The 26679-nt window shown below is 74.2% G+C and carries 23 protein-coding genes; 8 read left to right on the plus strand and 15 right to left on the minus strand.

The genetic code is table 11. The features are described 5' to 3' along the window. Positions 1 to 151: 151 nt before the first annotated feature. Positions 152 to 2449, plus strand: a complete 2298-nt coding sequence (locus tag ABD644_RS16995; RefSeq protein WP_344690178.1) for a SpoIIE family protein phosphatase — start codon at positions 152 to 154, stop codon at positions 2447 to 2449. A gap of 13 nt (positions 2450 to 2462) precedes the next feature. Here ABD644_RS16995 and ABD644_RS17000 read toward each other — a convergent pair whose 3' ends face one another. Further along, positions 2463 to 2966 (minus strand): flavin reductase family protein, encoded by a 504-nt coding sequence (locus ABD644_RS17000; protein WP_344690179.1) that lies wholly within the window; start codon positions 2964 to 2966, stop codon positions 2463 to 2465. Then, the gene (locus ABD644_RS17005) at positions 2963 to 3898 is read right to left on the minus strand and encodes a hydroxymethylglutaryl-CoA lyase (protein WP_344690180.1); all 936 of its coding nucleotides are present in this window, start codon (positions 3896 to 3898) and stop codon (positions 2963 to 2965) included. The genes ABD644_RS17000 and ABD644_RS17005 overlap by 4 nt, the downstream gene beginning before the upstream one ends. Positions 3899 to 4036: 138 nt before the next feature. On the opposite strand from ABD644_RS17005, the gene ABD644_RS17010 reads away from it, so the two are divergent. Continuing rightward, entirely contained in the window at positions 4037 to 4957 is a 921-nt protein-coding gene (locus ABD644_RS17010; protein WP_344690181.1) for a diguanylate cyclase domain-containing protein, read from the plus strand. Positions 4958 to 4961: 4 nt separating this feature from the next. Here the strand turns inward: ABD644_RS17010 and ABD644_RS17015 are convergent, their stop codons facing one another. From ABD644_RS17015 to pgm, 5 genes are all read right to left on the minus strand, one after another. Next, on the minus strand, positions 4962 to 5606 hold the full coding sequence (locus ABD644_RS17015) for a hypothetical protein (RefSeq protein ID WP_344690182.1): 645 nt from the start codon (positions 5604 to 5606) through the stop codon (positions 4962 to 4964). Positions 5607 to 5631: 25 nt separating this feature from the next. Further along, complete coding sequence (locus tag ABD644_RS17020) at positions 5632 to 7890, minus strand: MMPL family transporter (RefSeq protein WP_344690183.1); 2259 nt, start codon at positions 7888 to 7890, stop codon at positions 5632 to 5634. A 15-nt stretch (positions 7891 to 7905) separates the two neighbouring features. Then, positions 7906 to 8565, minus strand: coding sequence for a TetR/AcrR family transcriptional regulator (locus tag ABD644_RS17025; RefSeq protein ID WP_344690184.1), 660 nt, complete (start codon positions 8563 to 8565; stop codon positions 7906 to 7908). 65 nt (positions 8566 to 8630) lie between these two features. Then, positions 8631 to 9725: a M20 family metallopeptidase gene (locus ABD644_RS17030; protein WP_344690185.1), complete on the minus strand. Its 1095-nt coding sequence runs from the start codon at positions 9723 to 9725 to the stop codon at positions 8631 to 8633. Between the two features lie 88 nt (positions 9726 to 9813). Further along, the gene (gene pgm, locus ABD644_RS17035) at positions 9814 to 11448 is read right to left on the minus strand and encodes a phosphoglucomutase (alpha-D-glucose-1,6-bisphosphate-dependent) (protein WP_344690186.1); all 1635 of its coding nucleotides are present in this window, start codon (positions 11446 to 11448) and stop codon (positions 9814 to 9816) included. A gap of 250 nt (positions 11449 to 11698) precedes the next feature. Here pgm and ABD644_RS17040 point away from each other — a divergent pair, with 250 nt between their 5' ends. Together ABD644_RS17040 and ABD644_RS17045 are read left to right on the plus strand one after the other, a co-directional pair. Beyond that, positions 11699 to 12676, plus strand: coding sequence for an ATP-binding cassette domain-containing protein (locus ABD644_RS17040; protein ID WP_344690187.1), 978 nt, complete (start codon positions 11699 to 11701; stop codon positions 12674 to 12676). Next, entirely contained in the window at positions 12673 to 13515 is an 843-nt protein-coding gene (locus tag ABD644_RS17045) for an ABC transporter permease (protein ID WP_344690188.1), read from the plus strand. The genes ABD644_RS17040 and ABD644_RS17045 overlap by 4 nt, the downstream gene beginning before the upstream one ends. 72 nt (positions 13516 to 13587) lie before the next feature. On the opposite strand, the gene ABD644_RS17050 is transcribed toward ABD644_RS17045, so the two are convergent. Both ABD644_RS17050 and ABD644_RS17055 read right to left on the minus strand, forming a co-directional pair. Continuing rightward, positions 13588 to 15192: a methyl-accepting chemotaxis protein gene (locus ABD644_RS17050; protein ID WP_344690189.1), complete on the minus strand. Its 1605-nt coding sequence runs from the start codon at positions 15190 to 15192 to the stop codon at positions 13588 to 13590. Between the two features lie 214 nt (positions 15193 to 15406). After that, positions 15407 to 16264: an alpha/beta fold hydrolase gene (locus tag ABD644_RS17055; RefSeq protein ID WP_344690190.1), complete on the minus strand. Its 858-nt coding sequence runs from the start codon at positions 16262 to 16264 to the stop codon at positions 15407 to 15409. A gap of 67 nt (positions 16265 to 16331) precedes the next feature. On the opposite strand from ABD644_RS17055, the gene ABD644_RS17060 reads away from it, so the two are divergent. Continuing rightward, a complete protein-coding gene (locus ABD644_RS17060) occupies positions 16332 to 18065 on the plus strand; it encodes a DEAD/DEAH box helicase (RefSeq protein WP_344690191.1) in 1734 nt (577 codons plus the stop codon). Between the two features lie 10 nt (positions 18066 to 18075). Here the strand turns inward: ABD644_RS17060 and ABD644_RS17065 are convergent, their stop codons facing one another. The 3 genes from ABD644_RS17065 to ABD644_RS17075 are packed head-to-tail and all read right to left on the minus strand — an operon-like array spanning position 18076 to position 20542. Further along, positions 18076 to 18372 (minus strand): UBP-type zinc finger domain-containing protein, encoded by a 297-nt coding sequence (locus ABD644_RS17065; RefSeq protein ID WP_344690192.1) that lies wholly within the window; start codon positions 18370 to 18372, stop codon positions 18076 to 18078. 32 nt (positions 18373 to 18404) lie between these two features. Next, positions 18405 to 19973 carry a flotillin family protein gene (locus ABD644_RS17070; protein ID WP_344690193.1) on the minus strand — a complete coding sequence of 523 codons (1569 nt, stop codon included), beginning with the start codon at positions 19971 to 19973 and terminating at the stop codon, positions 18405 to 18407. After that, positions 19970 to 20542: a hypothetical protein gene (locus ABD644_RS17075; protein WP_344690194.1), complete on the minus strand. Its 573-nt coding sequence runs from the start codon at positions 20540 to 20542 to the stop codon at positions 19970 to 19972. The genes ABD644_RS17070 and ABD644_RS17075 overlap by 4 nt, the downstream gene beginning before the upstream one ends. A gap of 129 nt (positions 20543 to 20671) precedes the next feature. On the opposite strand from ABD644_RS17075, the gene ABD644_RS17080 reads away from it, so the two are divergent. From ABD644_RS17080 to ABD644_RS17090, 3 genes are read left to right on the plus strand one after another with little or no spacing between them, the layout of a single operon-like run. Continuing rightward, positions 20672 to 22045: a DNA polymerase IV gene (locus tag ABD644_RS17080; protein WP_344690195.1), complete on the plus strand. Its 1374-nt coding sequence runs from the start codon at positions 20672 to 20674 to the stop codon at positions 22043 to 22045. Then, complete coding sequence (locus tag ABD644_RS17085) at positions 22042 to 23619, plus strand: FAD-binding oxidoreductase (protein WP_344690197.1); 1578 nt, start codon at positions 22042 to 22044, stop codon at positions 23617 to 23619. Before ABD644_RS17080 ends, ABD644_RS17085 begins: the two co-directional genes overlap by 4 nt. Positions 23620 to 23623: 4 nt before the next feature. Further along, entirely contained in the window at positions 23624 to 24229 is a 606-nt protein-coding gene (locus tag ABD644_RS17090; protein WP_344690198.1) for a class I SAM-dependent methyltransferase, read from the plus strand. A gap of 7 nt (positions 24230 to 24236) precedes the next feature. Here ABD644_RS17090 and ABD644_RS17095 read toward each other — a convergent pair whose 3' ends face one another. The 3 genes from ABD644_RS17095 to ABD644_RS17105 all read right to left on the minus strand — a co-directional run bounded on the left by ABD644_RS17095 (position 24237) and on the right by ABD644_RS17105 (position 26601). Continuing rightward, positions 24237 to 24398 (minus strand): hypothetical protein, encoded by a 162-nt coding sequence (locus ABD644_RS17095; RefSeq protein ID WP_344690200.1) that lies wholly within the window; start codon positions 24396 to 24398, stop codon positions 24237 to 24239. Between the two features lie 107 nt (positions 24399 to 24505). Continuing rightward, complete coding sequence (locus ABD644_RS17100; RefSeq protein ID WP_344690201.1) at positions 24506 to 25393, minus strand: hypothetical protein; 888 nt, start codon at positions 25391 to 25393, stop codon at positions 24506 to 24508. Further along, entirely contained in the window at positions 25390 to 26601 is a 1212-nt protein-coding gene (locus ABD644_RS17105) for a PucR family transcriptional regulator (RefSeq protein ID WP_344690202.1), read from the minus strand. Before ABD644_RS17105 ends, ABD644_RS17100 begins: the two co-directional genes overlap by 4 nt. Positions 26602 to 26679 lie beyond the last annotated feature (78 nt).

Genomic DNA, 26679 nt, shown 5'->3' on the forward strand with positions numbered 1-26679 from the left:
AGCCGTCCTGACTCGGTGACGAACGGTGCTCCTGCGGCGTTCCCGTTCGGGGCCCTACCCGGGCGGACCGGTGGCCACGCCGTCCTGGCGAGCAGGTCAGGGCTCCGCGCTCACGTGGAAGACATCGGTGGGGCACGGTTAGATTGACTCCGTGCCGTCCGAGCGCGACCGTCGGGAGATCCCGGCCGCACCCGACCTCGACCACCAGGCCGGAGCCGCGCTCACCGCGGCCAGTGCCGCCGCGACGATCGACGCCGCTACCGGCGCGGTGGGAGCGCACGCGACCCTGCCCGGTGTGCTGTCCGACGTGCCCGTCGCGGTGCTCGTCATCGACCAGAAGAACAGCGCCGTCACCTACGCCAACACGGCCGCGGTGGAGCTCGCCGGCAACGTCGCCCTGCCGGTCGACGTCGACACGTGGGGCGCCGCCGCCGGCCTGACCGATCTCGGCGGCGCGCCGCTGGCCAGCAGCAGCGGCCCCTTGTCGACGGTGGCCCAGGGCCGGCCCGTCGCCGGGGAGGCGGTGCGGCTGGCGCCGGGGCGCAGCACCGAGCAGCGGCGGGCCGACGCCGACGACGGCCGCAACGACCAGCTGCTGTGGGTGACCGGCTTCCCGCTGTCGCAGGCCGGAAGCGACCAGCAGCTCGCCCTGGTGGTGTTCCTCCAGCTCGAGCCCGCGGAGCAGGCGGCCGACCCCGAGGCGTACCTGCAGGCCCTGCGCGAGCGAGCGGTGCTCGCCACCGACATCACGTTCACGATCACCGACCCTCGCGAGCCCGGCAACCCGCTGGTGTGGGTGAACCCATCGTTCACGCGGGTCACCGGCTACGAGCACGACGAGGCCGTGGGCCGCAACTGCCGGTTCCTGCAGGGGCCCAAGACCGACCCCGCCGCCGTCGACGGGATCCGGGCGGCCATCGCCGACCGTCGGACGCACACGACGACGCTGCTCAACTACCGCAAGGACGGCACGGCCTTCTGGAACCAGCTGTCGATCAGCCCGGTCTTCGACGGCGCCGGCACCCTCGTCAGCTTCGTGGGCGTGCAGACCGACGTCACCGAGCGGGTCCGGGTCGAGGCGGAACGCGAGGCGGCCTTCGCCGCCGAGCAGTCGGCCCGCCAGGAGGCCGAGCTCGCCCGCTCCATCGCCGAGCAGGCACGCAGCGACGCCGAGCAGGCCCAGGTCGACGCCGAACAGGCCCAGGGGCGCCTCGCGCTGATGGCGGAGGCGACCAGCGCGCTCATCGCCACCCTCGACATGGACGAGCTGCTGGACCGGCTGGCCGCGCTGTGCGTGCCCCGCCTGGCCGACTGGGTGTTCCTGACCCTCGTCGACGAGTACGGCGAGGTGCGCGGGACGACGGGCCGGCACCGCGACGGGCGTCCGGAGGACCTGGGCCGGATCGCGGTGCACGCCCGGCACCTGCCCCCGCGGTCGCCGAGCCGCCGCAGCATCGCCGGCTCCCGGTCGGTCCTGCTCGCCGACCTCACGCGCGAGCAGGTGCACGAGATCATCGACGATCCCGAGGTGGAGGCGGCGTTCCTGCGTCTGGGCGGCGCCTCGGTGCTGACCGTCCCGATGGTCGCCCGCCGTCGCACCCTGGGTGCCATGGCGCTGGTCATGGGCACCGGTGGGCGCCGGTTCGGTCGCGACGAGGTGGAGCTCGCCGAGGACCTCGCCGCTCGGGCTGCGCTCGCGATGGACAACGTGCGGCTGTACCAGCAGGAGCACACGGTCGCCGAGACCCTGCAGCGCTCGCTGCTCCCGGAGCTGCCGGAGATCCCCGGGCTGGAGACCGCCGCCCACTACGTCAGCGCCTCGACCGCGGCCGACGTGGGCGGCGATTTCTACGACCTGCTGCCCCTCCCCGACGGCTCGGTGGGCATCGCCGTCGGGGACGTCGTCGGCCACGACGTCGCCGCCGCGGCGGCGATGGGCCACCTGCGGGGCGTCCTCCGCGCGGTCGTCTGGGAGGCCGAGGACCGGGATCCGGGGGTGGCGCTGGCCCGGGTGGATCGGTTGGTCCAGGGCCTGCAGGTCGCCTCCCTCGCCACGATCGTCTACGCCAGGGCGGTCCCCCCGGAGACGCCAGGGGCACCCTGGCGGCTGCACGTCGCCAACGCCGGGCACCCGCCGATGCTGCTCCGCATGCCGTCGGGCGGCGTCCGGCTGGTCGACGGCGCGACCGGCCTGCTCGTCGGGGTGGACGCCGGGACGCACCGCGAGACGATCAGCCTCGACGTCCCGGTCGGGTCGACGCTGGTCGCCTACACCGACGGCCTGATCGAGCGGTCCGGTCAGGACATGGACCAGGGCATCCACGAGCTGTGCGAGCGGCTGGCGGCCGCGCCGGTCGACGCCCCGCCGCGCGACCTGTGCGACGCCGCCGTCGCCGGCGCGCTCGACCACCGCGACGACGTCGCGCTCATCGCCGTCCGGTTCGGCTGAACGCCCCCCGGCGTCAGCCCGGTTCCTGCAACATGCCGTAGGCCCCGCGGTGGTAGAGCAGCGGACGGCGGTCCGGCTCCGCGCCGAGGTCGAGCACGCGCGCCACGGCCAGCGTGTGGTCGCCGCCGTCGTATTCCGCCCACAGCTCGGCGTCGATCCACGCGACGACGTGGTCCAGCACGGGGGAGCCGTGCGCGCTCGGGGTCCAGCGGACGCCGGCGAACCTGTCCGCGCCCGACCGCGCGAAGTCCTGCGAGACGGCGTCCTGACCTTCGGCCAGCACGTTGATGCAGAACCGGCCGATGTCGCGCAGCAGGGGCCAGGTGCGCGAGGTCCGCCCCGGGGCGAAGACGACCAGCGGGGGATCGAGGGACAGCGAGCTGAACGACTGGCAGGTGAAGCCCACCGGGCCGTCGTCGGTCACCGCCGTCACCACCGTGACCCCGGACGCGAAGTGGCCCATGACCTCGCGCATCACCTGCGGGTCGACGATCCGCTGCGCGCCGCCCTGGGTCATGCGCCGGCCGTGCCGCGGGGGACCGACCGGCCACCCGCCCGGTACAGCGAGCTCGGCAGCTCGTGACCGACCGCCTGCTCGGTGACCCGGGCGGCCGCCAGCACCGCGTCGAGGTCCAGCCCGGTGCGCACGCCGGACTCCTCCAGCATGTAGACCAGCTCCTCCGTTGCGATGTTGCCGCTGGCGCCCGGGGCGAACGGGCAGCCGCCGAGGCCGCCGACGGATGAGTCGAGCTGGGTCACGCCGGCCTGGATCGCGGCCAGGGCGTTGGCCTGCCCTGTGCCCCGCGTGTCGTGGAAGTGCACGCCGACGGGGACGCCCGGGCAGGCGCGGCGGACGGCGTCGAGCAGCTGAACGACCCGCATCGGCGTCGTGGTGCCGATCGTGTCGCCCAGGCAGAGCTGGTCGGCCCCGGCGGTGACGGCGGCACGGGCGACGTCGACCGTCCGGCCGATCGGCGTGCGGCCGTCGAAGGGGCAGTCCCAGGCGGTGGCGATGATGACCTCGAGGGACCCGCCGGCACCGTGGGCCAGGCCGGCGATCTCACCGACGGCGGCGACGGCTTCGGCCGTGGACCGGCCCGCGTTGGCCCGGCTGTGCCCGTCGGAGGAGCTGACCACGTACTCGAGGTTGGGCACGCCGGCGTCGACGGAGCGGGTCGCCCCTCGGGCGTTGGCGACCAGCGCCGACCAGTGCACGTCGCCCCAGCGGGAGAGCTCGGCGGCGACCTGGTCGGCGTCGGCGAGGGCGGGGACGGCCTTGGGGGAGACGAAGGACGTCGCCTCGATGCGGCGGACGCCGGTGGCGACGAGCGCCTCCAGCATCTCCAGCTTCGCGTCGAGCGGGACGGGCGCCTCCAGCTGCAGGCCGTCGCGCATGCCGACCTCGCGGACGTCGACCGCCGTGGGCAGAACCAGGTCGAACTCGGACACGGGGTCCTCCTCGGTCGGGCAGCGGTGCGCGCGTGTCAGTGGGCTCCTGCATCCTCCCCCGTGGACCCGTTCCCCCGAACAAGCGACCCGGAACGGTTCCGTAGCGCGTGCTGCGTTGTTTGGTGGGACCTTTGGGTAGTGACCAGCACCGGAAGGCGGTGGGACGTGATCGAGGTGGTGGACGCCGCGCCGCCCGCCGACCGGCGCAGCGCCTTCTCCAACGCGCCGATGGGCGTGGCACTGACGACCCCCGACGGTGTGCTCGTCGACGTCAACCCCGCCCTGGAGACCCTGCTCGGTCGCCCCGCGGCGGAGCTGTGCGGGAGCTCCGTGCTCGACCAGATCCCGGCCGACCTCGTCACGGCGGCGCGGGAGGCGCACGCCGCCCTGCTCGCCGACCCCGGCCGACCGATGCGGCACGAGACGCGGGTGACCCGCCCCGACGACAGCGAGATCCCGGTGCAGGTGACGGCGTCCTGGGTGGACCGCTCGCCCGACGGCCACCCCGCCCACCTGGTGATCATCGTGGAGGACATCACCGAGCGGAAGGCGCTCGAGGCGCAGCTGGTCCACCGGTCGATGCACGACCCGCTCACGGGCCTGCCGAACCGGCTGCTGTTCCAGGACCGCCTCTGGCACGCCCTCGAGCGCGGGCACCGCGAGCGGACACCGACCTGCGTGCTGATCATCGACCTCGACGGGTTCAAGAAGATCAACGACGAGATGGGGCACCCGATGGGCGACCTCGTCCTGGTGTCCTTCGCCGAGCGGCTGCTCTCGGTGCTGCGGGCCAGCGACACCGCCGCCCGGCTCGGCGGTGACGAATTCGCCATCGTCTGCGAGAACACCGAGCCCGCCGACGCCGAGGTGCTCGCCGCGCGGTTGGGTTCCGCCGTCACCGCGCCGCTGGTCATCGGCGAGCAGACCGTCCCGCTCGGCGTCAGCATCGGGATCGGCTGCGTCCCCGGGGGCGAGGAGCCGGGCGCGCTCTACGAGCGCGTCGTCCGGATGGCCGACGACGCCATGTACGCCGACAAGGCCTCCCGCCGCCGGCAGTGACCGGTCAGGGTCGCGCAGCCGCCCAGCCGCGGACCGTCGGCAGCCACGCGAAGATCGCCGTCAGCACCGGCAGGACGGACGCCATCAGGACGAAGACCGCCAGATCCTCGGTGCCCCCCGTGCGGTCGATCGTGACGGCGCCGACGACCAGCGCCAGCACCAGCACGGCCACCGAGGCCAGCGCCGAGCCGAACAGGACGACGGGTGACCGATGGCCGAGCAGCCGCACAGCTCCGGTGATCAACCCGGCCGCGCACAGCGGGCCGAGCAGCAGCACGCGGGTCGGGGCGTCGTCCTCACCCACCAGCACCATGATCAGGAATCCCAGGCAGTTCAGGATGGTCAGGCCGCCGGTCACGAACCCGAGGACCGCGGCGGCGGTCGCCGACGCGGGGCGCGCCGGGCCGTCCGGCCAGGTGAGGGGTTCGGGGGCCCAGGGCGTCGGCGGGTACGGATAGCCGTAGGCCTGCGCGTACGGCGGGCCGTACCCGGGCTGCGGGCCGTACCCGGGCACCGGGCCGTACCCGGGCTGCGGCCCGTACCCGGGTGCCCCGTACCCGGGCGGGCCGTACCCGGGTGCCCCGACCTGCTGCGGGAGCGCGCCCGGCGGAAAGGCGTCCCACTCCTGCTCCTGGTCGTCCCCGCTCATGGCGGCAGTGTGCCGCCCGCCGGGCTCAGCGACCGACAGGCGCGGCGTGCCTGTCCTCCCCCTGGGTGAGAGCGGGGGAGAGCCGGGCGCCCTCGACGTCGAGATCCGGCAGGACCTTGTCCAGCCAGCGCGGCAGCCACCAGGCGGACCGGCCGAGCAGCGCCAGCACGGCCGGCACCAGCGTCATCCGGACGACGAACGCGTCGACCAGGATGCCGACGGCCAGGCCGAGCGCGATCGCCTTGACCACCACGTCGTCGATGGCCACGAAGCTGGCGAACACCGAGAACATGATCAGCGCGGCGGCCACCACGACCCGGCTCGCGTGCCGGGCGCCGGTCACGATCGCGTCCCGCGGGGCGGCTCCGTGGACGTACTCCTCCCGCATGCGCGAGACGAGGAAGACCTCGTAGTCCATGGCCAGGCCGAAGAGCACCGCCATGAGCATCACCGGCAGGAAGCTGATGACCGGGCCCGTCGTCGGCACCCCGAGCAGGTCGGCGAGCCAGCCCCACTGGAACACGGCGACGACCGCGCCGAACGAGGCGCCGACGGAGAGCAGGAAGCCGACCGCTGCCTTGATCGGCACCAGGATCGAGCGGAACACGAGCAGCAGCAGGATGAGCGACAGGCCGACGACGACGACGGCGAAGGGCAGCAGGGCGTCGGAGAGGCGGTCGGAGACGTCGATCGCCACCGCCGTCTGCCCGGTGACGGCGATCTCCGCCCCGGCCTGCGCCTCCAGGTCGGGGCGCAGGTCGCGGAGCTCGGCCACGAGGGCGGCGGTCGCCTCGTCCTGGGGGCCGCTCTCGGGGATCACCGTCACCAACGCAGTGGTCCCGTCCGGCAGGAGCGACGGCGCGGCGTAGGCGACGCCATCGATCCCGCCCTCGAACTGGCCGGGCGCCAGCGTCGGCGCGCCACCGATCGCGACGGCGACCTGCTGGGCCGCCTGCTGGGCGGTCGCCGGGTCGAGGCCCTGCACCAGCAGCACGAGCGGGCCGTTGAGCCCCGGGCCGAAGTTCTCGGCGATCAGGTCGTAGGCCTGGCGCTGCGTCGTCTCCTCACCGGCCGTCGAGTTGTCCGGCAGGGCCAGCTCCAGCTGCGGCGCCGGGATGGCCAGCGCGAGCAGCCCGGCGAGGACGAGGACCACCGTCACCAGCGGACGGCGGGTGATCAGCCGCGTCCAGCGCGCGCCGGCGCTCGTCACCCGGGCACCGGACGGCTCGTCGTCGGCCGCCGCGTCGGCCAGCTCCCGGCGGGCGGCGCGGGAGCCGGGCGTGGGCGCGAGCCGCCGGCCCGCGAAGCCGAGCAGCGCCGGCAGCAGCGTGAGGGCGACCAGGACGGCGACGAGGACCGTCCCGGCGGCGCCCACGCCCATGACGGTGAGGAACGGGATGCCGACGATCGACAAGCCGCACAGCGCGATGATCACGGTCAGGCCGGCGAAGACGACGGCGGAACCTGCGGTGCCCGTGGCACGGGCGACGGACTCCTCGGGGTCCATGCCGGTCGCCAGCTGCGTGCGGTGACGGGACAGGATGAACAGCGCGTAGTCGATGCCGACCGCCAGCCCGATCATCAGCGCCAGCGTGGGCGCGCTGGACGAGAGGGTGAACAGGTTGGAGGCCAGGAGCAGGCCGCCGATCCCCACCCCGATGCCGATGAACGCCGTCAGCAGGTTCATGCCGGCCGCCAGCAGCGAGCCGAAGGTCAGCACCAGGACGAGGACCGCCACCCCGACGCCGATGAACTCCGTCGGTCCGACGGTCGGGCCGGTCGAGGCGAACGCGTTGCCGCCGACCGCGACCTCGAGGCCGGCGTCCTCCGCGGCCGCCGTGGTCTCCTCGAGCGCGACCAGGCTGGCGTCCTCGAGCTCCCCGCGGTCCACGCCGTACTGGACGGTGGCCAGGGCCGCCCGGCCGTCCGGCGTGACCGCCTGGCTGTCGAACGGGCTGATCGCGGCCTCGACCTGGGGTGCCTGCTGCGCCTCGGCCACGACCTGCTCGATGACGCCGGCGACGGCGGGATCGGTCACGGTGGCGCCGTCGGGCGCGACGAACACGATCTGCGCGCCCGCCCCCGCCGCGCCCGGGGAGAGCTCGGCGAGCTGGTCGAGGGCGTCCTGCGACTCCGAGCCCGGGATGGTGAAGCGGTCGTCGAACGCCCCGCCGAGAACGACCAGGAGGGCGACGACGACGCCGAGGACGGCGAGCCAGGCGACCGACACCAGACCGCGGCGGCGGTAGGAGGCGCGGCCGAGCCGGGCGAGGAACGAGCTCATGGGGGTTCTCCCGGATCAGTGGGTGGCGCTGGGGTCGGCGCTCGTCGCCGATCGCAGCAGGAGGAGCAGGGCGGTGCGCTCCAGGTCGGAAGCCGCGCGGTCCCCGGCGGAGCCACTGCCGGGACTCCCGCCGAGGACCTCCCGGATGACCACGCCGTCGTGCAGCGCCAGGACGATGCGGGCCAGCCGGTTGGCCGGGAGCGTCAGCCGGATGCCGATGCGGGTGGCCGCCGCCTCGATGAGCAGGGTCAGCCGGCGGTGCAGCTGCTCGGCATGCCGTCGGAGAGCCGACGCCGCCTCCGGGTGCCGCGTGGCGTACAGCGCGTACTCGGTGTGCACCAGCACCCACGTCCGGTCAGCCCGGAACGCCGACAGGCAGCGCTCGACGGCGACGGTGACCGGGTCGTCCTCGTCCTCGAGGCCGGCCAACTGCTCTTCGGCGCGGGCGAGGTTGCGGGCGGTCTCGCGGGTGAACAGGGCCGCGAACAGTTCGTCCTTGGTGTGGAAGCTGGAGTAGAAGGCGCCCCGGGTGAAGCCCCCACGGCGGCAGATGTCCTCGACGGTGGCCGCGGCGAACCCGATCTCGGCGAACGTCTCGAGCGCGGCGTCGAGCAGCCGCTCGACCGTCTCCGCACGGCGACGCCTGGGCCGCGCCTCCACCTCGTCCACGCTCACGATGCACGAACGTATCGGATACATCCGTGTATCGGACCGTGCCGAGCCGAAGTGTGAGTGGGCTCTCAGCCGCTCCAGCGGGCCAGCACAGCACCGAAGGCCTCGACGGCCTGCTCGAGCTCGGCCACCTCGACGTACTCGTCCACCGCGTGCATCACCGCCGGGGTCCCCGGCCCCCACACGACGACGGGTGCCCCGGCGACGACCGGGGCCAGCACGGAGGCGTCGGTGAAGTAGGTGGCCGGCTCGGGCCGGACCGGAGCGGGCAGGCCCAGCACCCAGTCGTCGTCGGCGGGCGTGCGGACCGGGGGCAGGTCGACCCGGACCCCGACGTCGTCGGCCTCCGGCTGCGCCTGCCACCAGCGCAGCAGCGCGCGGCCGTCGCCGACGGTGCGCATGTCGACCAGCACCTCGGCGCGGTCGGGGACGACGTTCGGCACGGAGCCGCCGGCGATTACGCCGGCGTTCCAGGTCTCGGTGCCGAGGAACGGGTCGGTGGCGCGCGGGAGCGCGGCGCCCGCCCGCCCGAGCAGCGCGACGAGGTCGAGGATCGCGTTGTGGCCGCGCTCGGGGGTGCTGCCATGCGCGGACCGGCCCGCCGTGCGCACGGCCAGCCAGAGCGCTCCCTTGTGACCCAGGACGACCTGGTTGCCGGTCGCCTCGGGCACGATCACCGCCCCGACGCGCTGCCCGGCGACGGCCTCGGCGGCCGCTGCGGCCCCCTTCGAGCCGATCTCCTCGTCGCTGGTCAGCAGCAGCGCGACCGGCGTATCCGGGTCGGCCGCGGCGACGGCGGCCGCGGCGGCCACCAGGCCGGCCTTCATGTCGCTCCCGCCCCGGCCCCACACCCGCCCGCCGTCGACGTCGGCGCCGAAGGGATCGCGCGCCCAGTCCCCGGGCTCGGGCACCGGGACGGTGTCGACGTGGCAGGCCAGCAGCAACTGCCTGCGGGCCGGGTCGGTGGGGGTGCGCAGCAGCGTCCACGGGTGGTCGGGGTCCGGCCCCTCGGTGACCAGCAGGTGCGGCGCCCGCTCCCGGAGCGCCTCGACGACGACGCCCATCACCTCGCGCTGCGGGCCCGCGTACCCGGACACGGTCACCCGGCGCACCAGTTCGCGCAGCAGCGGCACGGCGTCGAGCGCGGGTTCCACGGCAGCCATACCCCGATCCTGCGCGCCCGGGGTGAACTCCGCTTTCTGTACCGAAAGCTGGGGTCGCCCGCGCAGCTTTCGGTACAGAAGGCTCGGATCAGCCGCCGAGGGCGGCGGAGACCACGGCCTGCGCCTCCTCCTGCACCCGGGTCAGGTGCTCGGGGCCGCGGAAGGACTCGGCGTAGACCTTGTAGACGTCCTCGGTACCAGAGGGGCGTGCGGCGAACCAGGCGTTCTCGGTGACCACCTTCAGGCCGCCGATCGGGGCGTCGTTGCCGGGGGCCCGGGTGAGCTTGGCGACGATCGGCTCCCCGGCCAGCTCCGTCGCGGTGACGTCCTCGGGGGAGAGCCGGCCGAGCGCGGCCTTCTGCTCGCGGGTGGCCGCGGCGTCGATGCGGGCGTAGGCGGACTCGCCGAAGTGGTCGGTGAGCTGCCGGTGCAGCTTGGAGGGGGACCGTCCCGTCACGGCCTGGATCTCACTGGCGAGCAGGGCGAGCAGCATGCCGTCCTTGTCCGTCGTCCAGACGCTGCCGTCGTGCCGCAGGAAGGAGGCCCCGGCGGACTCCTCCCCGCCGAAGCAGACGGCCCCGTCGAGCAGCCCGGGCACGAACCACTTGAACCCGACCGGGACCTCGAGCAGCCGGCGGCCGAGGTCGGCGACCACGCGGTCGATCAGCGAGCTCGACACCAGCGTCTTGCCGACGGCGACGTCCTTGCCCCACTGCGGGCGGTGGCTGAGCAGGTAGGCGATGGCGACGGCGAGGAAGTGGTTCGGGTTCATCAGCCCGCCGTCCGGGGTGACGATGCCGTGCCGGTCGGCGTCGGCGTCGTTGCCCGTGGCGATCCGGAACTCGTCCTTGCGCCGCACCAGCGAGGCCATCGCCGAGGGGGACGAGCAGTCCATGCGGATCTTGCCGTCCCAGTCCAGGGTCATGAACCGCCAGGTCGGGTCGACCAGCGGGTTGACCACGGTGAGGTCGAGGCGGTGCCGCTCGGCGATCGCCCCCCAGTAGTCGACGCTGGCGCCACCGAGCGGGTCGGCGCCGATGCGCACGCCGGCGTCGCGGATCGCGTCGAGGTCGAGCACGCTCGGGAGGTCGTCGACGTAGGCGCCGAGGAAGTCGTAGGTCTCGACGGTCTCCTGGGCCCGCTCGAACGGGACCCGCCGGACGCCGTCGAGGCCGGCGAACAGCAGCTGGTTGGCGCGGTCGGCGATCACCTTCGTGGCATCGGTGTCCGCCGGGCCGCCGGTGGGCGGGTTGTACTTGAAACCGCCGTCGCGCGGCGGGTTGTGCGACGGGGTGACGACGATCCCGTCGGCGAGCCCCGTCGCCTTGCCGTGGTTGGCCCGCAGGATCGCGTGGCTGACCGCCGGGGTCGGCGTGAACCGCCCCGCGGCGTCCACGAGCACGGTGACGTCGTTGGCCACGAGCACCTCGAGCGCGGTGGTCCACGCCGGGGCGGAGAGCGCGTGGGTGTCCTTGCCGATGAACAGCGGGCCGTCGAAGCCCTGCGCGGCGCGGTACTCGCAGATCGCCTGGGTGGTCGCGAGTATGTGCGCCTCGTTGAACGCCGCGTCGAACGCCGAGCCGCGGTGCCCCGAGGTGCCGAAGGAGACCTGCTGCGCGACCTCGGCCGGGTCGGGGTCCACCGTGTAGTAGGCGGTGATCAGCGCCGCGACGTCGATGAGGTCCTCGGAGGCGGCGGGCTGTCCGGCGCGCGGGTCGGTCATGGCGCTGATCTTGACGCCTCGCCGTCCACCGGCGCGACCGGTAGCGGCCGCCGCCGGGGTGTTCGGCGCCCCGTCGCGGCTCCTCGCCGCCCGACGGCGCCGAAATGGCTTGACCTCACGTCACGTGGAGGTCCCATCCTGGCCCCATGACCCCGCTGCCGAGCGTCACCCCGGAACCGGTCGCCCTGGAACCGGTCGCCCTGGAACTGGTCGCCCAGGAACTGTCGGTACCCCCGAGCAGGATGCCGGCATGAGCACCACTGCGGCGGTCGAGGCGATCGACCTGGTCAAGCACTTCGGCGACACCCGCGCCGTCGACGGCGTCAGCTTCGTCGTCCCCGAAGGCTCGGTCCTCGGCCTGCTCGGCCCCAACGGGGCCGGCAAGACCACCCTCGTGCGGATGCTGACGACGTTGAGCGTGCCGACGAGCGGAACCGGCCGCGTCGCCGGCTTCGACATCCTCGCGCAGCCCACCGAGGTCCGCCGCAGCATGGGGCTCACCGGGCAGGCCGCGACGGTCGACGAGATCCTCACCGGGCGCGAGAACCTCACGCTGATCGGACGCCTCTACGGGCTGCCGAAGAAGTACGTCCGCGAGACGACCGAGATGCTCTTCGAGCGCTTCGACCTCACCGACGCGGGCGACCGGATGGCGAAGACGTACTCCGGCGGCATGCGCCGCCGCCTCGACCTCGCGGTGAGCCTGCTGGCGGCGCCGCCGATCCTGTTCCTCGACGAGCCGACCACCGGGCTAGACCCGCACAGCCGGTCCGGCCTGTGGGCGGTGCTGCGCGAGCTCGTGCAGGAGGGCACCACGCTCGTGCTGACGACGCAGTACCTGGAGGAGGCCGACCACCTGGCCGACGAGATCGTCGTGGTCGACAAGGGAGAGGTCATCGCCGCCGGCACCCCGACGCAGCTCAAGGACCAGGCGGGTCGGGCCAGCGTCGTCGTCACGCTGACCCGGGCCGCGGACCTCGATCGGGCGGCGGAGCTGATGCGCTCGCACTCGTCGGAGGTGCACATCGAGGTGGGCAGCCGGCGGTTGACCGCGCAGGCCGGCGGGCTCGGCGACATGACGCGGATCGCCGCCGTCTTCGAGACCAGTGGCATCGAGCTGGACGACCTGGGACTGGCGCGGCCGAGCCTCGACGACGTGTTCCTGCACCTGACCGGGCACCGGGCCGAGGACGCCCAGGACCCGACGAACGAGGGGGTTCCCCAGTGACCGCCGTCCAGACCGCGCGGGCGCCGGCCGCCCGGCCGCCGATCTCCCCGCCATCACTGCTGCGGGCGTCGTCGACCATCGTGTGGCGCAACCTGCTGCACATCCGGCGGATGCCGGAGATGCTGCTCGACGTCACGGTGCAGTCGGTGATGTTCGTGCTGCTGTTCGCCTACGTCTTCGGCGGGGCGATCCAGGTGCCCGGCACGAACTACAAGGAGTTCCTGCTCCCCGGGATCATGGTCCAGACCATGGTGTTCTCCTCGGCCATCGTCGCCATGGGGCTGACCAACGACCTGCAGAAGGGGATCGTCGACCGCTTCAAGTCGCTGCCGGTCCCGAGGTCGGCGGTACTGGTGGGCCGGAGCATCTCGAGCCTGATCCACTCCAGCATCGGCGTGGCCGTGATGGCCCTGACGGGCCTGCTGATCGGCTGGCGGATCCGCAACGGCGTCGCAGACGGCGTGCTCGCGTTCGCCCTGCTGCTGCTCTTCGGGTTCGCCCTGATCTGGCTGGGCATCTGGGTCGGTTCGCTGATGCGGACGGTCGAGGCCGTGCAGGGCTTCATGTTCACCGTGATGTTCCCGCTGACCTTCGTCGCCAACACGTTCGCGCCGCCGGAGAGCATGCCCGCGTGGCTGCGCGCCATCGCCGAGTGGAACCCGGTCTCGGCGGTGACCCAGGCGTGCCGTGAGCTCTGGGGCAACGGGCTGCCCGCGGCCTCCGACGCCGCCTGGCCGCTGCAGCACCCCGTGCTCGTCTCGGTCGCGTGGTCCCTCGCGCTCACCGCCGTCTTCGCGCCCCTCGCGGTGGCCGCCTTCCGCCGCCGCTCCCGCGACTGATCCGGTCGCCCGAACTGCGTCGTCCCCGGGTCCTCCTGCAGGAGGGCCCGGGGACGACGACGTGCACGGTGTTCAGTAGCGGAAGCGGTGCACCAGCGTCTGGAGCTCGCTCGACATCCGGGCCAGCTCGCCGGCAGCCTGTCGCGTCTGCGCCACGCCCTCCGTCGTCGTCGAGGCGGCGGCGGCCACCCCGGAGATGTTGGCCGCGATCGCGCCGCTGCCCGTGGCGGCCTCGCTGACGCTGCGGTTCATCTCCGCCGTCGTCGCGCCCTGCTCCTCGACGGCCGAGGCGATGGTCGTCTGGTAGTCGTTGATCTGCGCGATGATCGCCGCGATCTCCGAGATCGCCGTCGTGGCTCCGGCCGTGTCGGCCTGGATGGCCTCCACCCGGCGGGCGATGTCCTCGGTGGCCTTCGCCGTCTCCTGCGCCAGCTCCTTCACCTCGTTCGCGACCACCGCGAAGCCCTTGCCTGCCTCCCCGGCACGCGCGGCCTCGATGGTGGCGTTGAGCGCGAGCAGGTTGGTCTGCTCGGCGATCGACGTGATCGTCCGCACGACCTCGCCGATCTCCTGCGAGGACACGCCGAGCTTGGTCACCGTCTCGGTGGTGGTCTCCGCCGCGTGGACGGCGGTGCCGGCCACCCGAGCGGCCTCGGAGGCGTTCTGCGCGATCTCGTTGATCGACGCCCCCATCTCCTCGGACCCGGCGGCCACGGTCTGCACGTTGCGGGAGATCTGCTCTGCGGCGCTGGCGACGTTCCCGGCCTGGGTGGCGGCCTCCTCCGCGCTGGCCGAGATCGCCTCCGACGACCCGGTGAGCTCCTCGGCCGAGGAGGCGAGCGCCTGCGCCGACTCGGCGGCCCCGCGGATCGTCGTCCGCAGGCTGGCGGCGGCCTCGTTGAGGGCGGTGGCCATCTGACCGACCTCGTCGGTGGAGGTCACCTCGACGTGCGCCGTCAGGTCACCGGCGGCCATCGCCACCAGGCCGTTGCGGACGGCGGCGACCGGACGGATGACCAGCCGGGCGACGAGCAGGCCGAGCGCGAGCGCGGCGAGCAGGCCGACGACGAGGACCACCAGGATCACGGTGCGGGCGGACTCGTAGGTGGAGCGGGCCGCCGCGACCGTGTCGCTCGCCTGTGCCGCCGCCGACTCCTCGAGTGCGGTGAGGGCCTCGTTCAGCGCTGCCGCGACGGGCTTGGTGTTGTTGGTGCGGTACTCCATGTACTGCTCGAACTGGCCGACCCGGATGAACTGGAGGGCGGCGTTCCGGTGGGTCTGGTACCCCCTCCACGACTCCTCGAGGATCGCGAGGTCGGCGGCCTGGGCCTCGGTGAGCTCGCTGCCGTTCTGGTAGGCGGCGAGGGCCGCATCCATGGCCTCGACGTCGGCGAGGTAGGCCTCGTGCTCGGGGCCGGTGTCGCTGGCGCCGGGCATGAGCTCGTCGGCGAGCGCGTCGATGCGCGTCTGCAGGAACGCCCGGCGGACCTGGGCCAGCTGGCTGGTCGGCACCAGGCCCTGCGCGCTGACGTCGGCGCTGCGCTGTTCGAGGTCGGACAGCTGCAGGAGGCCGACGACGCCGACGACGAGGGCGACGGCACACGCCGTCGCGACGGCGGTCAGCACCTTGACGCGCAGAGGGAGGGAGAGGAGACGCGGGGGGATGGTCAGACGCACGGGGGTTTCCGTTCCAAATGGGGATGTTCTCGCCACTGGGTTCGGCAGGCTGGAGATCACCTCCAGCCGAATGCTTGAGCGTTCAACAGGTTGCCGTCGCTCCATCGTTGGGGCCACGCCAGCGGCGGAGTCGCTCCTCGACGTGCGCCCGGCTCTACGACTTCTTCTCGACTCCGTCGAGGCCCTACGACTTCTTCTCGACTCCGTCGAGGCCCTACGACTTCTTCTCGACTCCGTCGAGGAATCTCCGCAGCGCCTCGGTGAAGACCTCCGGCTGCTCCGAGTGCACCCAGTGCCCCGCGTTCTTCACCGTGACCAGCCGGGTCGTCGGGAACAGCGCGTCCATGCGGGGCCGGTCCTCGGGCAGCACGTAGGTGGAGTCGGCGCCGGCGATCCAGAGCACCGGCCCGCCGAAGGTGGCGCCGGCGGGCGGCTCGGGAAAGCCCCGGAGCTCCCCGAGGTCGCGCTCGAGCGCCTCCAGGTTCAGCCGCCAGCGCCAGCCGCCGCCGGAGCCCACCCCTTCGCGGACCAGGCTCTGCAGCAGGAAGCTGCGCACCATGCGGCTGGGCACGGCGTCCCGCAGCGCGTCGTCGGCCTGCCCGCGGGTCTCGAGCGAGTCGAGGTCGAGCCCGCGCATGGCCGCGATGTACTCCGCGAACGGGGACGCCTCCTCGTCGGGGTCGTCGGTCCGCCCGCCGCGCACCGGGTACTCGCTGGGGGAGACGTCGACGACGACCAGCGCGCGCAGCAGCTCCGGCCGGCGCAGCGCCAGGACCATCGCGACCTTGCCGCCCATCGAGTGCCCGACCAGCGTCACCGGCTCGCCGAGCGACTCCAGCTCCGCGGCCAGCATCTCGGCCATGTCGAGGTAGTCGACGCGGTCGGTCCACGGCGAGTGCCCGTGGTTGGGCAGGTCGACGAGCGCGACGCGGTGCCCGTCGGTGAGGCCCTTGGCGATCGTCGTCCAGTTCTTGCCCTGCCCGAACAGGCCGTGCACGAAGACCACCCAGGGGCCGGCCTCGCCCAGGGTGCGGACGGCCAGCCGTTCGTCGGCACCCACATCCTCGGTCACCCGGCGATTCCATCAGACGTTCCGTCGGTGCCTCCGCTTACCGTGCCGGAGGACGAGGGGGAGGCCCATGCCCGGACGACGACGGCGCAGCACCAGCACGACCACCGGGAAGCGGACGACGTCCGCGAGCGCCCGCCGGCGGCCGGCCGCCAAGCCCAGCCGGGGCGGGAAGCCCGCCCCGGAGGTGCCCACCGCCGGCCCGGGCGAGCGGGTGTGGGTGCTGGCCGTGCCCTTCCGCGCTCCCGCCCCCGGCGCCGTGTGGCACGCGGGGCTGCAGGCGCACGTGTGGGTCGGCGCCGAGCTGCCGCCGGAGCTCGCGCCCTACGACCCGCCGCCGTACACCCTGGAGCGGTTCCTCGAGGACGAACTGAACGAGAAGCCGCGGCCGCTGCCGATGGCCCGGCCCATGACCCCCCGCGACCAGCAGTGGGAGGGCGCCGACGTCGTCGCCGGGCACGCCGCGGCCGGCGGCCGGGTCTTCCTGCTCGGCGACGACCCGGGCGTGGGCAAGACCGGGACGGCCATCCTCGCCGCGCGGCTGATCGCCGAGCAGCGTGACGTCCGCACCGTGCTGGTGGTGGCCGACCGACCCGCCGCGATCACGATCCCGCACTGGGCGCGGTCGATCGCGGGCTTCGGAGACGGCGGCCTGCGGTGGTGCGTCACCACGTGGGACCGGCTGGGCAAGGTGAGCAAGCTCCGCTTCGACGTCGTCATCGCCGACGAGGCGCACATGGTGCGGCACACGACGACCCAGCGCTGGAAGCACTGGAAGGCCGTGTCGGGCGCGGCCCGGGTGAAGGACGCGCCGTTCGTGCTGGCGGCGACCGCGACGCCGGCTCACACGCCGCTCGAGCTGCCGTATCTGGCCCCGCAGTTCGCCGTCACCCATGCCGAGCCGCTCAAGGAGTGGGCCGACCTCCCGAAGAAGCTGGCCACCCACGGGTTCCACGTGGAACGTGGCCGCTACGGCTGGCAGTGGACCGAGGACGCCGAGGCCCGCCGCGCCGATCTGGCCCGGCTGCAGTCCTGGCTGGCCGACGCCGACCCGCCGGCCACGCTGCACCGGCCCGCCCCCTGGGGCCCCGTGTCGGTCACCGGCACCCCGGTCGCGCTCACACCGGCCGAGCGGGCCGCCTACGACTCCGAGTGGTCGGAGTTCCGGGCCGAGATGCAGCTCGCCCGCCGGTCACGGCAGAGCGCCAAGGGCCGGGCCGCCCTCCTGCGGTTCCGGCAGAAGGCCGGTCTGATCCGGGTCCAGGCCACCGTCGACTGGGTGAAGGCCCAGGTCGAGGCCGAGCGGCAGGTCGCGGTGTCGGTGGAGTTCGTCGAGACGGCGGCCGACCCGATCCGCGAGGCCCTGCTCGACTCCGGCATCCCGGTCGCCGGGATCTATGGTCGCGACCGGTTCGATGTCGAGGCCGAGCGGCTGCGGTTCCAGCGCGGCGACGCCGCCGTCTGCGTGTTCACGGTGACGGCGTCGATCAGCCTGCACGCCGGGGAGCTGCTCCCCGACGGTCGCCCGGCCTCGACGACACCGCGGGTCGGGTTGTTCCACCAGCCACGGTTCTCCGGCATCCAGGCCCGCCAGGTCACCGGCCGCACGCACCGCGACGGCCAGGTCTCGCCGTGGCGGATCGCCTTCGCCGAGGACACCGTCGAGGAGCAGGTGGCCCGCGTGATGGTCGAGCGACTGGCGGTCAGCGGCTCCGCGGCCGGCGCCGACACCTCGTCACTGCAGCAGATCGCCGAGCTGCTCGACGCCGACTGGCTCCCGTCGACGGCGCTGACCGAGGGCTGACGTCACGGGGTCACGGGTGCGACGGCGAGGCGGGCACACCCTCGACGTCGAACATGAGCTCGTCGACGTAGCACCACCACCAGTCCTGCCCCGGCTCGTAGGACCGGACGAGCGGATGGTCGGGGTGCTCGCGGAAGTGGGCGGTGGCGTGCCGGTTCGGCGAGCTGTCGCAGCACCCGACGTGCCCGCAGGCCTGGCACATCCGCAGGTGCACCCAGCGACCGCCCGTGCGCAGGCAGTCCTCGCATCCCTCGCTCGAGGGCGCGACGTCCGCGACCGTGTCCAGGTGCGTGCAGCGATCAGCCATCGCGGCCTCCTTCGATGCGTGCGGCGAGGGCGTCAGGTCGCGCTGCCGGTGCCGGTGCCGTTGCCGGCGCTGTCGCCGTCGCCGTCGCCGGTGATCGGCACCCGCGTGACGCCGTCCCCGGTGCTCGGCGCGACGGAGCCCGTGGCACCGCCGAGCCTGCGCAGCAGCGCGGCGACGTCGATGCCGGTCAGGTCGCCGGACAGCTGCAGCCCCTGCGCGACGTTGGCCGCGACCGAGCGGCTCAGCGAGCCGGGCCCGTCGGCCGAGATGACCGTCATCTTCTCCACCGCCGACAACGGGGCAGCCGCGGCCCCCACCACCTCGGGCAGCACCTTGACCAGCAGGTCGAGGATCGCGGCCTCGCCGTAGGTGGCGAATGCCTCGGCTCGGGCGTCCATCGACGTCGCCTCGGCCTGGCCGCGGGCGAGGATCGCCGCCGCCTCGGCCTGGCCCTCCCGCTCGACGGCGTCGGCGATCGCCTGGCGGCGCAGCTTCTCCGCCTCACCGCGCTTGGCGCCCTCGATCGCCTCCGCCTCGGCCAGCGCCGAGCGGCGGGCCCGCTCACCCTCACCGAGCAGCTTGGCCTGCTCCGCGGTGGCCTGCGCGGCCGCGATCGTGGCCTGCCGCTGCGCCTCGGCGGTGAGGATGGCCGAGTTCTTCCGACCCTCCGCCTCCTGCTCGACGCGGTACCGCTCGGCGTCGGCGGGCCGGCGGACCTTCGTGTCGAGCTGACGCTCGGTGAGCGCCGCCGTCCGCTCGGCGACCTTCTCCTGCTCCATCAGGACGGCCTGGTCCTGGGCGGCCTGCGCCAGCGGGCCGGCCGCGGCCGCGCGGGCCTTGGCCGCGTCGGTCTCCGCGGTGATTTCGGCCTGCTTCAGGGCGAGCTGGCGCTGGGCGACCGCGATCGCCTCGTCGGCCAGCAGCTGCTCCTGCTGGGCGGCCTGCCGGGCGCGCGCCTCGGCGATGCTGGCCTCCTTGAGCACGCGGGCGGCCTCCGGACGGCCGAGGTCGGCCAGGTAGGTGCCCTCGGCCTGGATGTCCTGCAGCTGGAAGGTGTCGAGCACCAGGCCCTGACCCGTCAGGGAGGACTCGGCCTCCTCGGCGACGGCGGAGGCGAAGGCCGCGCGGTCGCGGATGATCTCCTCGATCGTCAGCCGGCCCACGATCGAGCGCAGCGCGCCGGCGAGCACCTCCGAGGTGAACGTGTCGATGCCCTCCTGCTGGTTGAGGAAGCGCTGCGCGGCGGCGCGGATCGAGTCCTCGGTGCCGCCGACCTTGACGATGGCCACGCCCTCGAGGTCGCACTTGACGCCCTGCTTGCTCACCGCGCCGCGGATGCCGACCGGGATGCGGCGGCTGGAGAGGTCCATCGTGTGCAGCTTCTGCACGACGGGGAGCACGAAGACGCTCGCGCCCATGACCACCTTCTGGCCCGACGAGTCCCGCGAGACGACGCCGGACTCGCTGGTCACCTGCCGGCCCTGACGGCCGGTGACGATGAACGCCTGGTTGGGCCCGGCCACCTTGATCCGGGACAGGACCAAGAGGACCAGCAGGATGACGAGGACGGCGATGCCGCCGATCGCGTAGAGCAGGGTCATGACGGAGTGCCTCCGGAATCGGGCAGGGCTCGGGGTTGATCGGGTGCGGTCGAGACGACCTCGACGGCGGTGTCGCTGATCGCGTCGACGACGTAGACCGGTGTCCCGGTGGGCAGCGGCACGTCGCTGCGGGCGGAGAGCTTGAGCTGCTGGCCGGCGACCGCCAACCGCACCTCGCCGAACCCGGGGCTCGGGACGGCGGAGACGACGACGCCCTGCGCGCCGACCAGGTGGTGGCGGGTGAGGGTCTCGGCGGTCGGCATGTCCTTCAGCGCCCGGGAGAGCCGGATGGCCGCCCACGCCAACGGGACGGCGACCGCCAGCCCGACCAGGACCGCGAGCAGGACGCCGAGGACGTCGGGCAAGGCATCGGGCAGGAGCGCGGACGCCGCGGCGCCCCCGAAACCGACCCCGCCGACCAGGGCGGCGATCGCGGGCACGGAGAACGGGCCGTCGGCGTCGGCGGAACCGATGCCCAGGTCGCCGAGCTCGCCGACGACGAGGGAGAGGACGAGGACGGCGACGCCGATCCCGCCGATGACCAGGAAGGTCACCGCCGTTGGGTCCACGTGCGATCCCCTCCTCGGCCGTCGGCCCAGAGATTCGCAGTTGCGGCACGCCGTCGGCAAGGAAGTCGCTCGCGCGGTGGAACGGGCCCGCCGCGGCGGCCCGCCGGTGGGCCGGGCGATCATGGGGGCATGCGGCGGGAGGCGAGCGTCCTGCACCTGGACCTCGACGCCTTCTTCGCCGCCGTCGAGCAGCGGGACAAGCCCTCCCTGCGCGGCCGGCCGGTGATCGTCGGCGGCGTCGGCGGGCGCGGGGTCGTCGCGACGGCGTCGTACGAGGCGCGGGCCTTCGGTGCGCACTCCGCCATGCCCACCGGCGAGGCGCGGCGCCGATGCCCGCCCGGGACCGCGTTCCTCGGTGGGCGGTTCGCGGCCTACCGCGCGACGTCCGACGTCGTGATGGCGCTGCTGCGCGAGCTGTCGCCGCTGGTGGAGCCGGCGTCGCTGGACGAGGCGTACGTCGACCTCGCCGCCGGCGAGCACCGCGATCTCTCGGTGGAGGCGGTCACCGCGCTCGGCCGGGCCCTGAACGATCGGATCGCCGCGGCGACCGGGGGCGTGACCGGTTCGGTCGGCATCGGCAGCTCCAAGCTGATGGCCAAGATCGCCTCCGACCTGGACAAGCCCGACGGCCTCGTCGTCGTCCCGCCGGGCACCGAACTGGACGTGCTGCACCCCCTCCCGGTGACCCGGCTCGGCGGTGTGGGCCCGGCCACGGCCGAGCGGCTGCACCAGATCGGCGTGAAGACCGTCGGCGACCTGGCCGCCAGGTCGCTGACCGACCTCGTGGCGCTGGCCGGCCGCGCCCACGGCGCCGGGTTGTACGCGCTGGCCCGCGCCGAGGACGACCGGCCCGTGGTCGCCGACCGCGAGGCCAAGTCGGTCTCGGCCGAGGAGACCTTCGAGCGCGACCTCACCGACGTCGACGTGCTCGGCCGCGAGATCGACGCGATGGCGGGCCGGGTCGGTGGCCGGCTGCGCGCCTCCGCGGTCTCCGGCCGGACCGTCACGCTCAAGCTGCGCCGCTACGACTTCACCACGATCACGCGCTCCCAGACGCTGCCCCAGCCCACCGACGACCCGCGGCTGATCGCGGCGACGGCCCGCCGGCTGCTGACCGAGGCGGGGACTTCCGGCGGGCTGCGGCTGCTGGGGGTCGGCGTCTCCGGCCTCTCGGTGTACGCCCAGGGCGACCTGTTCGCCGGGGCCCTCCTCGAGGGGGAGCCGTTCGCCGAGGACGACGAGCCCGAGGACGACGCGACCCCTGTGCGGGAGGTCCGGCCGCCCGAGCCGGAGATCCCCCTGGCGGTGGAGAAGCGGTGGTGGCCCGGGCAGGACGTGCGGCACGACGAGCTGGGCCCGGGGTGGGTGTGGGGCCGCGGGCTCGGCCGGGTGACCGTGCGCTTCGAGGGGCCGCGCACCGGGCCGGGACCGGTGCGCACGCTCGCCGCCGACGATCCGGCCCTGCACCCGGCCGATCCCCCCGACTGGAGGACGCCCAGATGACCGAACGTTCGTGGTGGGGCTGGGGGACGGTCGACCGCGCGCTCAGCGACGACGAGTGCGTCGCCCTCGCCGCCGGGTTGCCGGGGCTGCTCGGGCGGCCGCGCGCGGTGCCCGACCTCGCCGGGCTCGACCTGCCGGCGCCACGCGTCACGCCTCCCGCCGCCCTGGCGCCCCTGGTGTCCACGGCGGTCGCCGACCGGGCCGCGCACACCTACGGCAAGGCCTACCGGGACGTCGTCCGGGCGCTGGCCGGCGACCTGCGGGCGGCGCCGGACGCCGTCGCGTTCCCTCGGGCCGAGGGCGACGTGGTGGCGCTGCTCGACTGGGCCGGCTCGGCCGGGATCGCGGTCGTCCCGTACGGCGGAGGCAGCTCCGTCGTGGGCGGCGTCGAGTACCGCGGTGACGGGCCGGTCGTCTCCCTGGACCTCACGGCGCTGGACCGGGTGCTCGAGGTCGACCGGGTGAGCCGGGCCGCCCGCATCCAGGGCGGGGCGCTCGGGCCGGTGCTGGAGGACCAGCTGCGCCCGCATGACCTGACGCTGCGGCACTTCCCGCAGAGCTTCGAGTTCTCCACGCTGGGGGGCTGGCTGGCCACGCGGGCCGGCGGGCACTACGCGACCCTGCACACGCACGTCGACGACCTCGTCGAGTCGATGCGGGTGGTCACGCCAGTCGGGGTCAGCGAGTCCTGGCGGCTGCCCGGGTCGGGCGCCGGGCCCTCGCCCGACCGGCTGTTCCTCGGGTCCGAGGGCACGCTCGGCGTGATCACCGAGGCCTGGATGCGGGTGCAGGACCGACCGCGGTTCAAGGCGTCGGCGTCGGCGGTGTTCCCGGACATGGCGGCCGGGATGTCGGCCGTCCGCGCCGTCGCGCAGGCCGGGCTGTACCCGGCGAACTGCCGGCTCCTGGACCCCGGCGAGGCCGCGCTGGCCGGCGCGGCGCCGGCGGGGGAGTGCGTCCTGGTGCTGGGCGTGGAGTCGGCGGTGCACCCGGTGGAGTCCCGCCTGGCTGAACTGGTGGAGATCGCCCGCGACGCCGGGGGGACGGTGACCGGTGCGGACGGCGGGCCCGACCGGGCGGCCGAGGCGTGGCGGTCGACCTTCCTGCGGATGCCCTACGTCCGGGACGGCTTGGCGCGCATGAGCGCGATCGTCGAGACGTTCGAGACGGCGACCACGTGGGACCGCGTCGAGGAGCTGTACACGACGGTCCGCACCGAGGTGGGGGCCGCCGTGGAGCAGGTCACCGGGGCGGCGGGGATGGTGAACTGCCGGTTCACGCACGTGTACCCCGACGGCGCGGCACCGTACTTCACGGTCGTCGCGGCCGGGCGTCCCGGCTCGGAGGTCGCGATGTGGGACGACGTCAAGGCGGCCGCGACCGAGGTGCTGGGCCGGCTGGGCGCGACGATCACCCATCACCACGCGGTGGGGCGGGACCACCGGCCCGGTTACGACCGGCAGCGACCCGAGCCGTTCGCCCTGGCGCTGCGGGCGGCGAAGGCGGCGCTCGACCCCGCCGGCGTCCTCAATCCCGGGGTGCTGATCGATCCGCCGGCGCGCGTGCGATCGTGACCGCATGACCGAGCAGAGCGCGTGGGTGCGGATGACCCGGGAGGATCCGCAGCACTCGGCCGCCTACATCCAGCGTTTCCGGGACCTGGCCGCGCAGGGGATGGACCTGGTGGGCGAGGCGCGGCTGATCGACGCGATGCTCGCCCGCGGCTCCCGGGTGCTCGACGCCGGGTGCGGTCCCGGCCGGGTCGGGGGCCACCTCGCCTCCCTCGGCCACGACGTCGTCGGGGTGGACGTCGACCCCGTGCTGATCGCCGAGGCGGCGACGGTGCATCCCGCGGCCCGGTGGATCGTCAGCGACCTGGCCGAGCTCGACCTGGCGGCCGAGGGGGTGTCCCAGCCGTTCGACGCCATCGTGTGCGCCGGCAACGTGATGACCTTCCTGGCGCCGTCGACGCGGGCGGAGGTCCTGCGCCGGCTGCGCGCGCACATCGCCGACGGCGGCCGGGCGGCGATCGGCTTCGGCGCCGGCCGCGGCTACTCGTTCGACGAGTTCCTGGCCGATGCCGCCGACGCCGGCTGGGCGCCCGATCTGCTGCTGTCGACCTGGGACCTGCGCCCGTTCACGCCCGCGTCGGAGTTCCTGGTCGCGGTCCTGCGGCCTGCCTAGCCGCGTCTCACGCGGGCGGCACGAGCAGCGGTGCGGCCCGGCGCAGGCGGCGGGGCAGTCGGCGCGGCCCGCCTGCGAGGCCGTCGAGGTCGGGCACCGGGGTGCGCACGTAGGGCCGCGGGCCGATCCGCTCGCGCGAGCCGTGCTGGGCGGCGGTGGGGTGCTGCATGGCGTTCTCCTCGGTTCGTGGTGGCCCATCGGGATCGACGATCGGTCGCGGGCCTGTGGTGCGGCTGTGCGGCAGGTGCGGTTTCGGTGTGAGCGGACGGTGGGCTCTCAGAGCACCCCGTCGGCCCGCAGCTGGAGGAGCGCCTGCACCGTCCGGTGGCCACGCCACTCGAGCGTCGCGGCCGGTGAGTAGCTGTCGAAGCTGACCGGCCAGCCGCCGTCGGGCTGCTGCTCGGCGGCCAGCCGCTCGAGCTCGGCCTCGATGACCTGCGGGGCGAAGATGCCCCGGGCCGGGCCACCGGGGGAGGGCGCGAAGTCCAGCGGCCGCATGAACTCGTCGTCGGCCCCGCCGGCCACGTGCAGCAGGCCGTCGGCGGGGACGTGGGCCCGCACGCGCTCGAGGAGCTCGGCGGCCGACGGCAGGCGGACGGACGCGGCGTCGAGCAGCTGCACGGCGAACGCCAGCTCCATCGCGTGCGGGCTCGGGCCGAGCGCCTCGATGGCGGCCAGGCAGAACGCGGTGGCCCGGGCGAGCCAGGGGTGGGCCGCGACCGCCGGATCCACCTCGGCCACGCGGTACGCGGCCACGGCGACGATCGCGGTGATCTGCAGCGACGACCGGCTGCTGTCGGCGCCGGCCCAGAAGGGCGCGCAGGCCGCCGGGTCGGGGACCGGCAGCGCGAACGGCAGGCCGCCGTCGGGCAGCGCGACCGAGGCCAGCCAGTCGCACAGCTCCACCGCGCGCCCGCTGGTGGCCGGGGCGACATCGGCGAACACCTCGAAGGCGTGCAGCGCGCCGCCGGGCTGGCTGGTGCGAGACCGCAGGTCGGGCTCCAGGCCCCAGCCGTACCCGCCGTCGGCGTTCCGGTAGGGCTCGAGGGCGGCGAGCACCGGCTCGACGCCGCCACCGGCGAACAGCAGGTCGAAGCGCCGCCGGTCGAGCAGGCGGGCGTTGCCCGCCAGGAAGTCGGCGGCGGCGGCCAGGTCGACGGTCATGACGCCACTGTGGCGGAGGGGTGGGACGTTTTCCCGAGGTCGACGCCGAGCGCGATGGTCAGCTCCAGCACGGTGCGGGGGTCCTCCAGGCGCTTGCCGTAGATCTCGCGGAGCTGGGTCATGCGGTAGCGCACGGTCTGCGGGTGCACGAACAGCTCCTCGGCCACCTGCTCCCGTCGGCCCTGGTGCAGCAGCCACGACCGCAGCGTCTCGGCCAGCTTCTCCCGCGCCCCGGGGCTCAGGTCGGCCAGCGGCGCCAGCACCTGCGCGCGCAGGTCGGCGAGTGCGCCGTCGTCTGCCCGGAGCACCAGGTCCGCCAGCCGCTCGTCGGTGTCGAGGGCCGCCGAACCCTCGGCCTCGAGACCGAGGGCCAGCGCGCGGCAGGCACGCGCGTAGGAATCGTGGACGGCCTCCCAGGGCCGGGCCGGCCCCACCACGGCGTGCCGGCCGTCCAGGGACCGCAGGAGCGCCGGCCGGGACCGGCCGTCTGCGTCGGGGACCAGCAGGACGACGAGGTCCTCCTCGCCCGGCACGTCCTCCGTGGAGCGCAGCGTGCGCGGGTCGAGGGAGGCCATCGCCCCGTGCAGCTTGGCCTCCGGCAGGACCACGGCGGTGAGCGTCCGGGGCGGCTGCCAGCCGGCCCGTTCCGCGGCGGCCGCCAGATCCGGCTCGGCGGCACCGGCGAGCAGCTGGGCGGCCAGCCGCTCCAGGTACCGCTCGCGGACCCGCCCGGTCGTGGCGAGCTCGTCGGCGTGCCCGGCGACGCTGGCGGCCGAGAGCTGGTCGATGTAGGCGAACACCAGCTCGGCGAAGCGCGCCAGCTGCTCGGCGGTCAGGCCCGCCCGTACCGCGCTCGCGCTCATGTGCCGCCAGGAGACCCGCGCGCCCACCCGGTACGCGGCCAGCAGGGCGTCCATCGACCGCCCGCTGCGGGCCTCCCCCCGCCCGAGGTCGTAGGCGCCTTCGAGCGCCGGGCGGATCGGCGTGCTGGGGTCGGCCCCGGTGTGCGCCGTCGCCAGCTCCAGGAAGCCCGCCAGCGCCAGCTCCACCGCGTTGCTGATCTTCTGGCCCATCTTGCCGGTGAAGGCGTCGGTGTAGCTGGGCACCTCGACGATGATCTCGGCGACGGTCGACCCCGCGATCGACGCCAGCTCCGCGCGCATCGCCGTCGCCACCGAGGTGGGGATAGCGGCCTCGTCCGTCGTCACAGCTCGCTCCTCGTTTGTTCGCAGAGAACAGAAGCTACCCGTCGATTCACGTCGGGGGCACAGGTACTTGTGCCTCAA

Origin of the sequence: Blastococcus jejuensis (assembly GCF_039534705.1) — a bacterium.
GTDB lineage: Bacteria > Actinomycetota > Actinomycetes > Mycobacteriales > Geodermatophilaceae > Blastococcus_B > Blastococcus_B jejuensis.

What these genes read in the sequence shown, in the direction of transcription:
- ABD644_RS17000 (WP_344690179.1), bottom strand. Translation starts at nt 2,966, where the DNA reads ATGACCCAGGGCGGCGCGCAGCGGATCGTCGACCCGCAGGTGATGCGC.
- ABD644_RS17015 (WP_344690182.1), bottom strand. Translation starts at nt 5,606, where the DNA reads ATGAGCGGGGACGACCAGGAGCAGGAGTGGGACGCCTTTCCGCCGGGC.
- ABD644_RS17020 (WP_344690183.1), bottom strand. Translation starts at nt 7,890, where the DNA reads ATGAGCTCGTTCCTCGCCCGGCTCGGCCGCGCCTCCTACCGCCGCCGC.
- ABD644_RS17030 (WP_344690185.1), bottom strand. Translation starts at nt 9,725, where the DNA reads ATGGCTGCCGTGGAACCCGCGCTCGACGCCGTGCCGCTGCTGCGCGAA.
- pgm (WP_344690186.1), bottom strand. Translation starts at nt 11,448, where the DNA reads ATGACCGACCCGCGCGCCGGACAGCCCGCCGCCTCCGAGGACCTCATC.
- ABD644_RS17040 (WP_344690187.1), top strand. Translation starts at nt 11,699, where the DNA reads ATGAGCACCACTGCGGCGGTCGAGGCGATCGACCTGGTCAAGCACTTC.
- ABD644_RS17060 (WP_344690191.1), top strand. Translation starts at nt 16,332, where the DNA reads ATGCCCGGACGACGACGGCGCAGCACCAGCACGACCACCGGGAAGCGG.
- ABD644_RS17065 (WP_344690192.1), bottom strand. Translation starts at nt 18,372, where the DNA reads ATGGCTGATCGCTGCACGCACCTGGACACGGTCGCGGACGTCGCGCCC.
- ABD644_RS17070 (WP_344690193.1), bottom strand. Translation starts at nt 19,973, where the DNA reads ATGACCCTGCTCTACGCGATCGGCGGCATCGCCGTCCTCGTCATCCTG.
- ABD644_RS17080 (WP_344690195.1), top strand. Translation starts at nt 20,672, where the DNA reads ATGCGGCGGGAGGCGAGCGTCCTGCACCTGGACCTCGACGCCTTCTTC.
- ABD644_RS17085 (WP_344690197.1), top strand. Translation starts at nt 22,042, where the DNA reads ATGACCGAACGTTCGTGGTGGGGCTGGGGGACGGTCGACCGCGCGCTC.
- ABD644_RS17090 (WP_344690198.1), top strand. Translation starts at nt 23,624, where the DNA reads ATGACCGAGCAGAGCGCGTGGGTGCGGATGACCCGGGAGGATCCGCAG.
- ABD644_RS17095 (WP_344690200.1), bottom strand. Translation starts at nt 24,398, where the DNA reads ATGCAGCACCCCACCGCCGCCCAGCACGGCTCGCGCGAGCGGATCGGC.
- ABD644_RS17100 (WP_344690201.1), bottom strand. Translation starts at nt 25,393, where the DNA reads ATGACCGTCGACCTGGCCGCCGCCGCCGACTTCCTGGCGGGCAACGCC.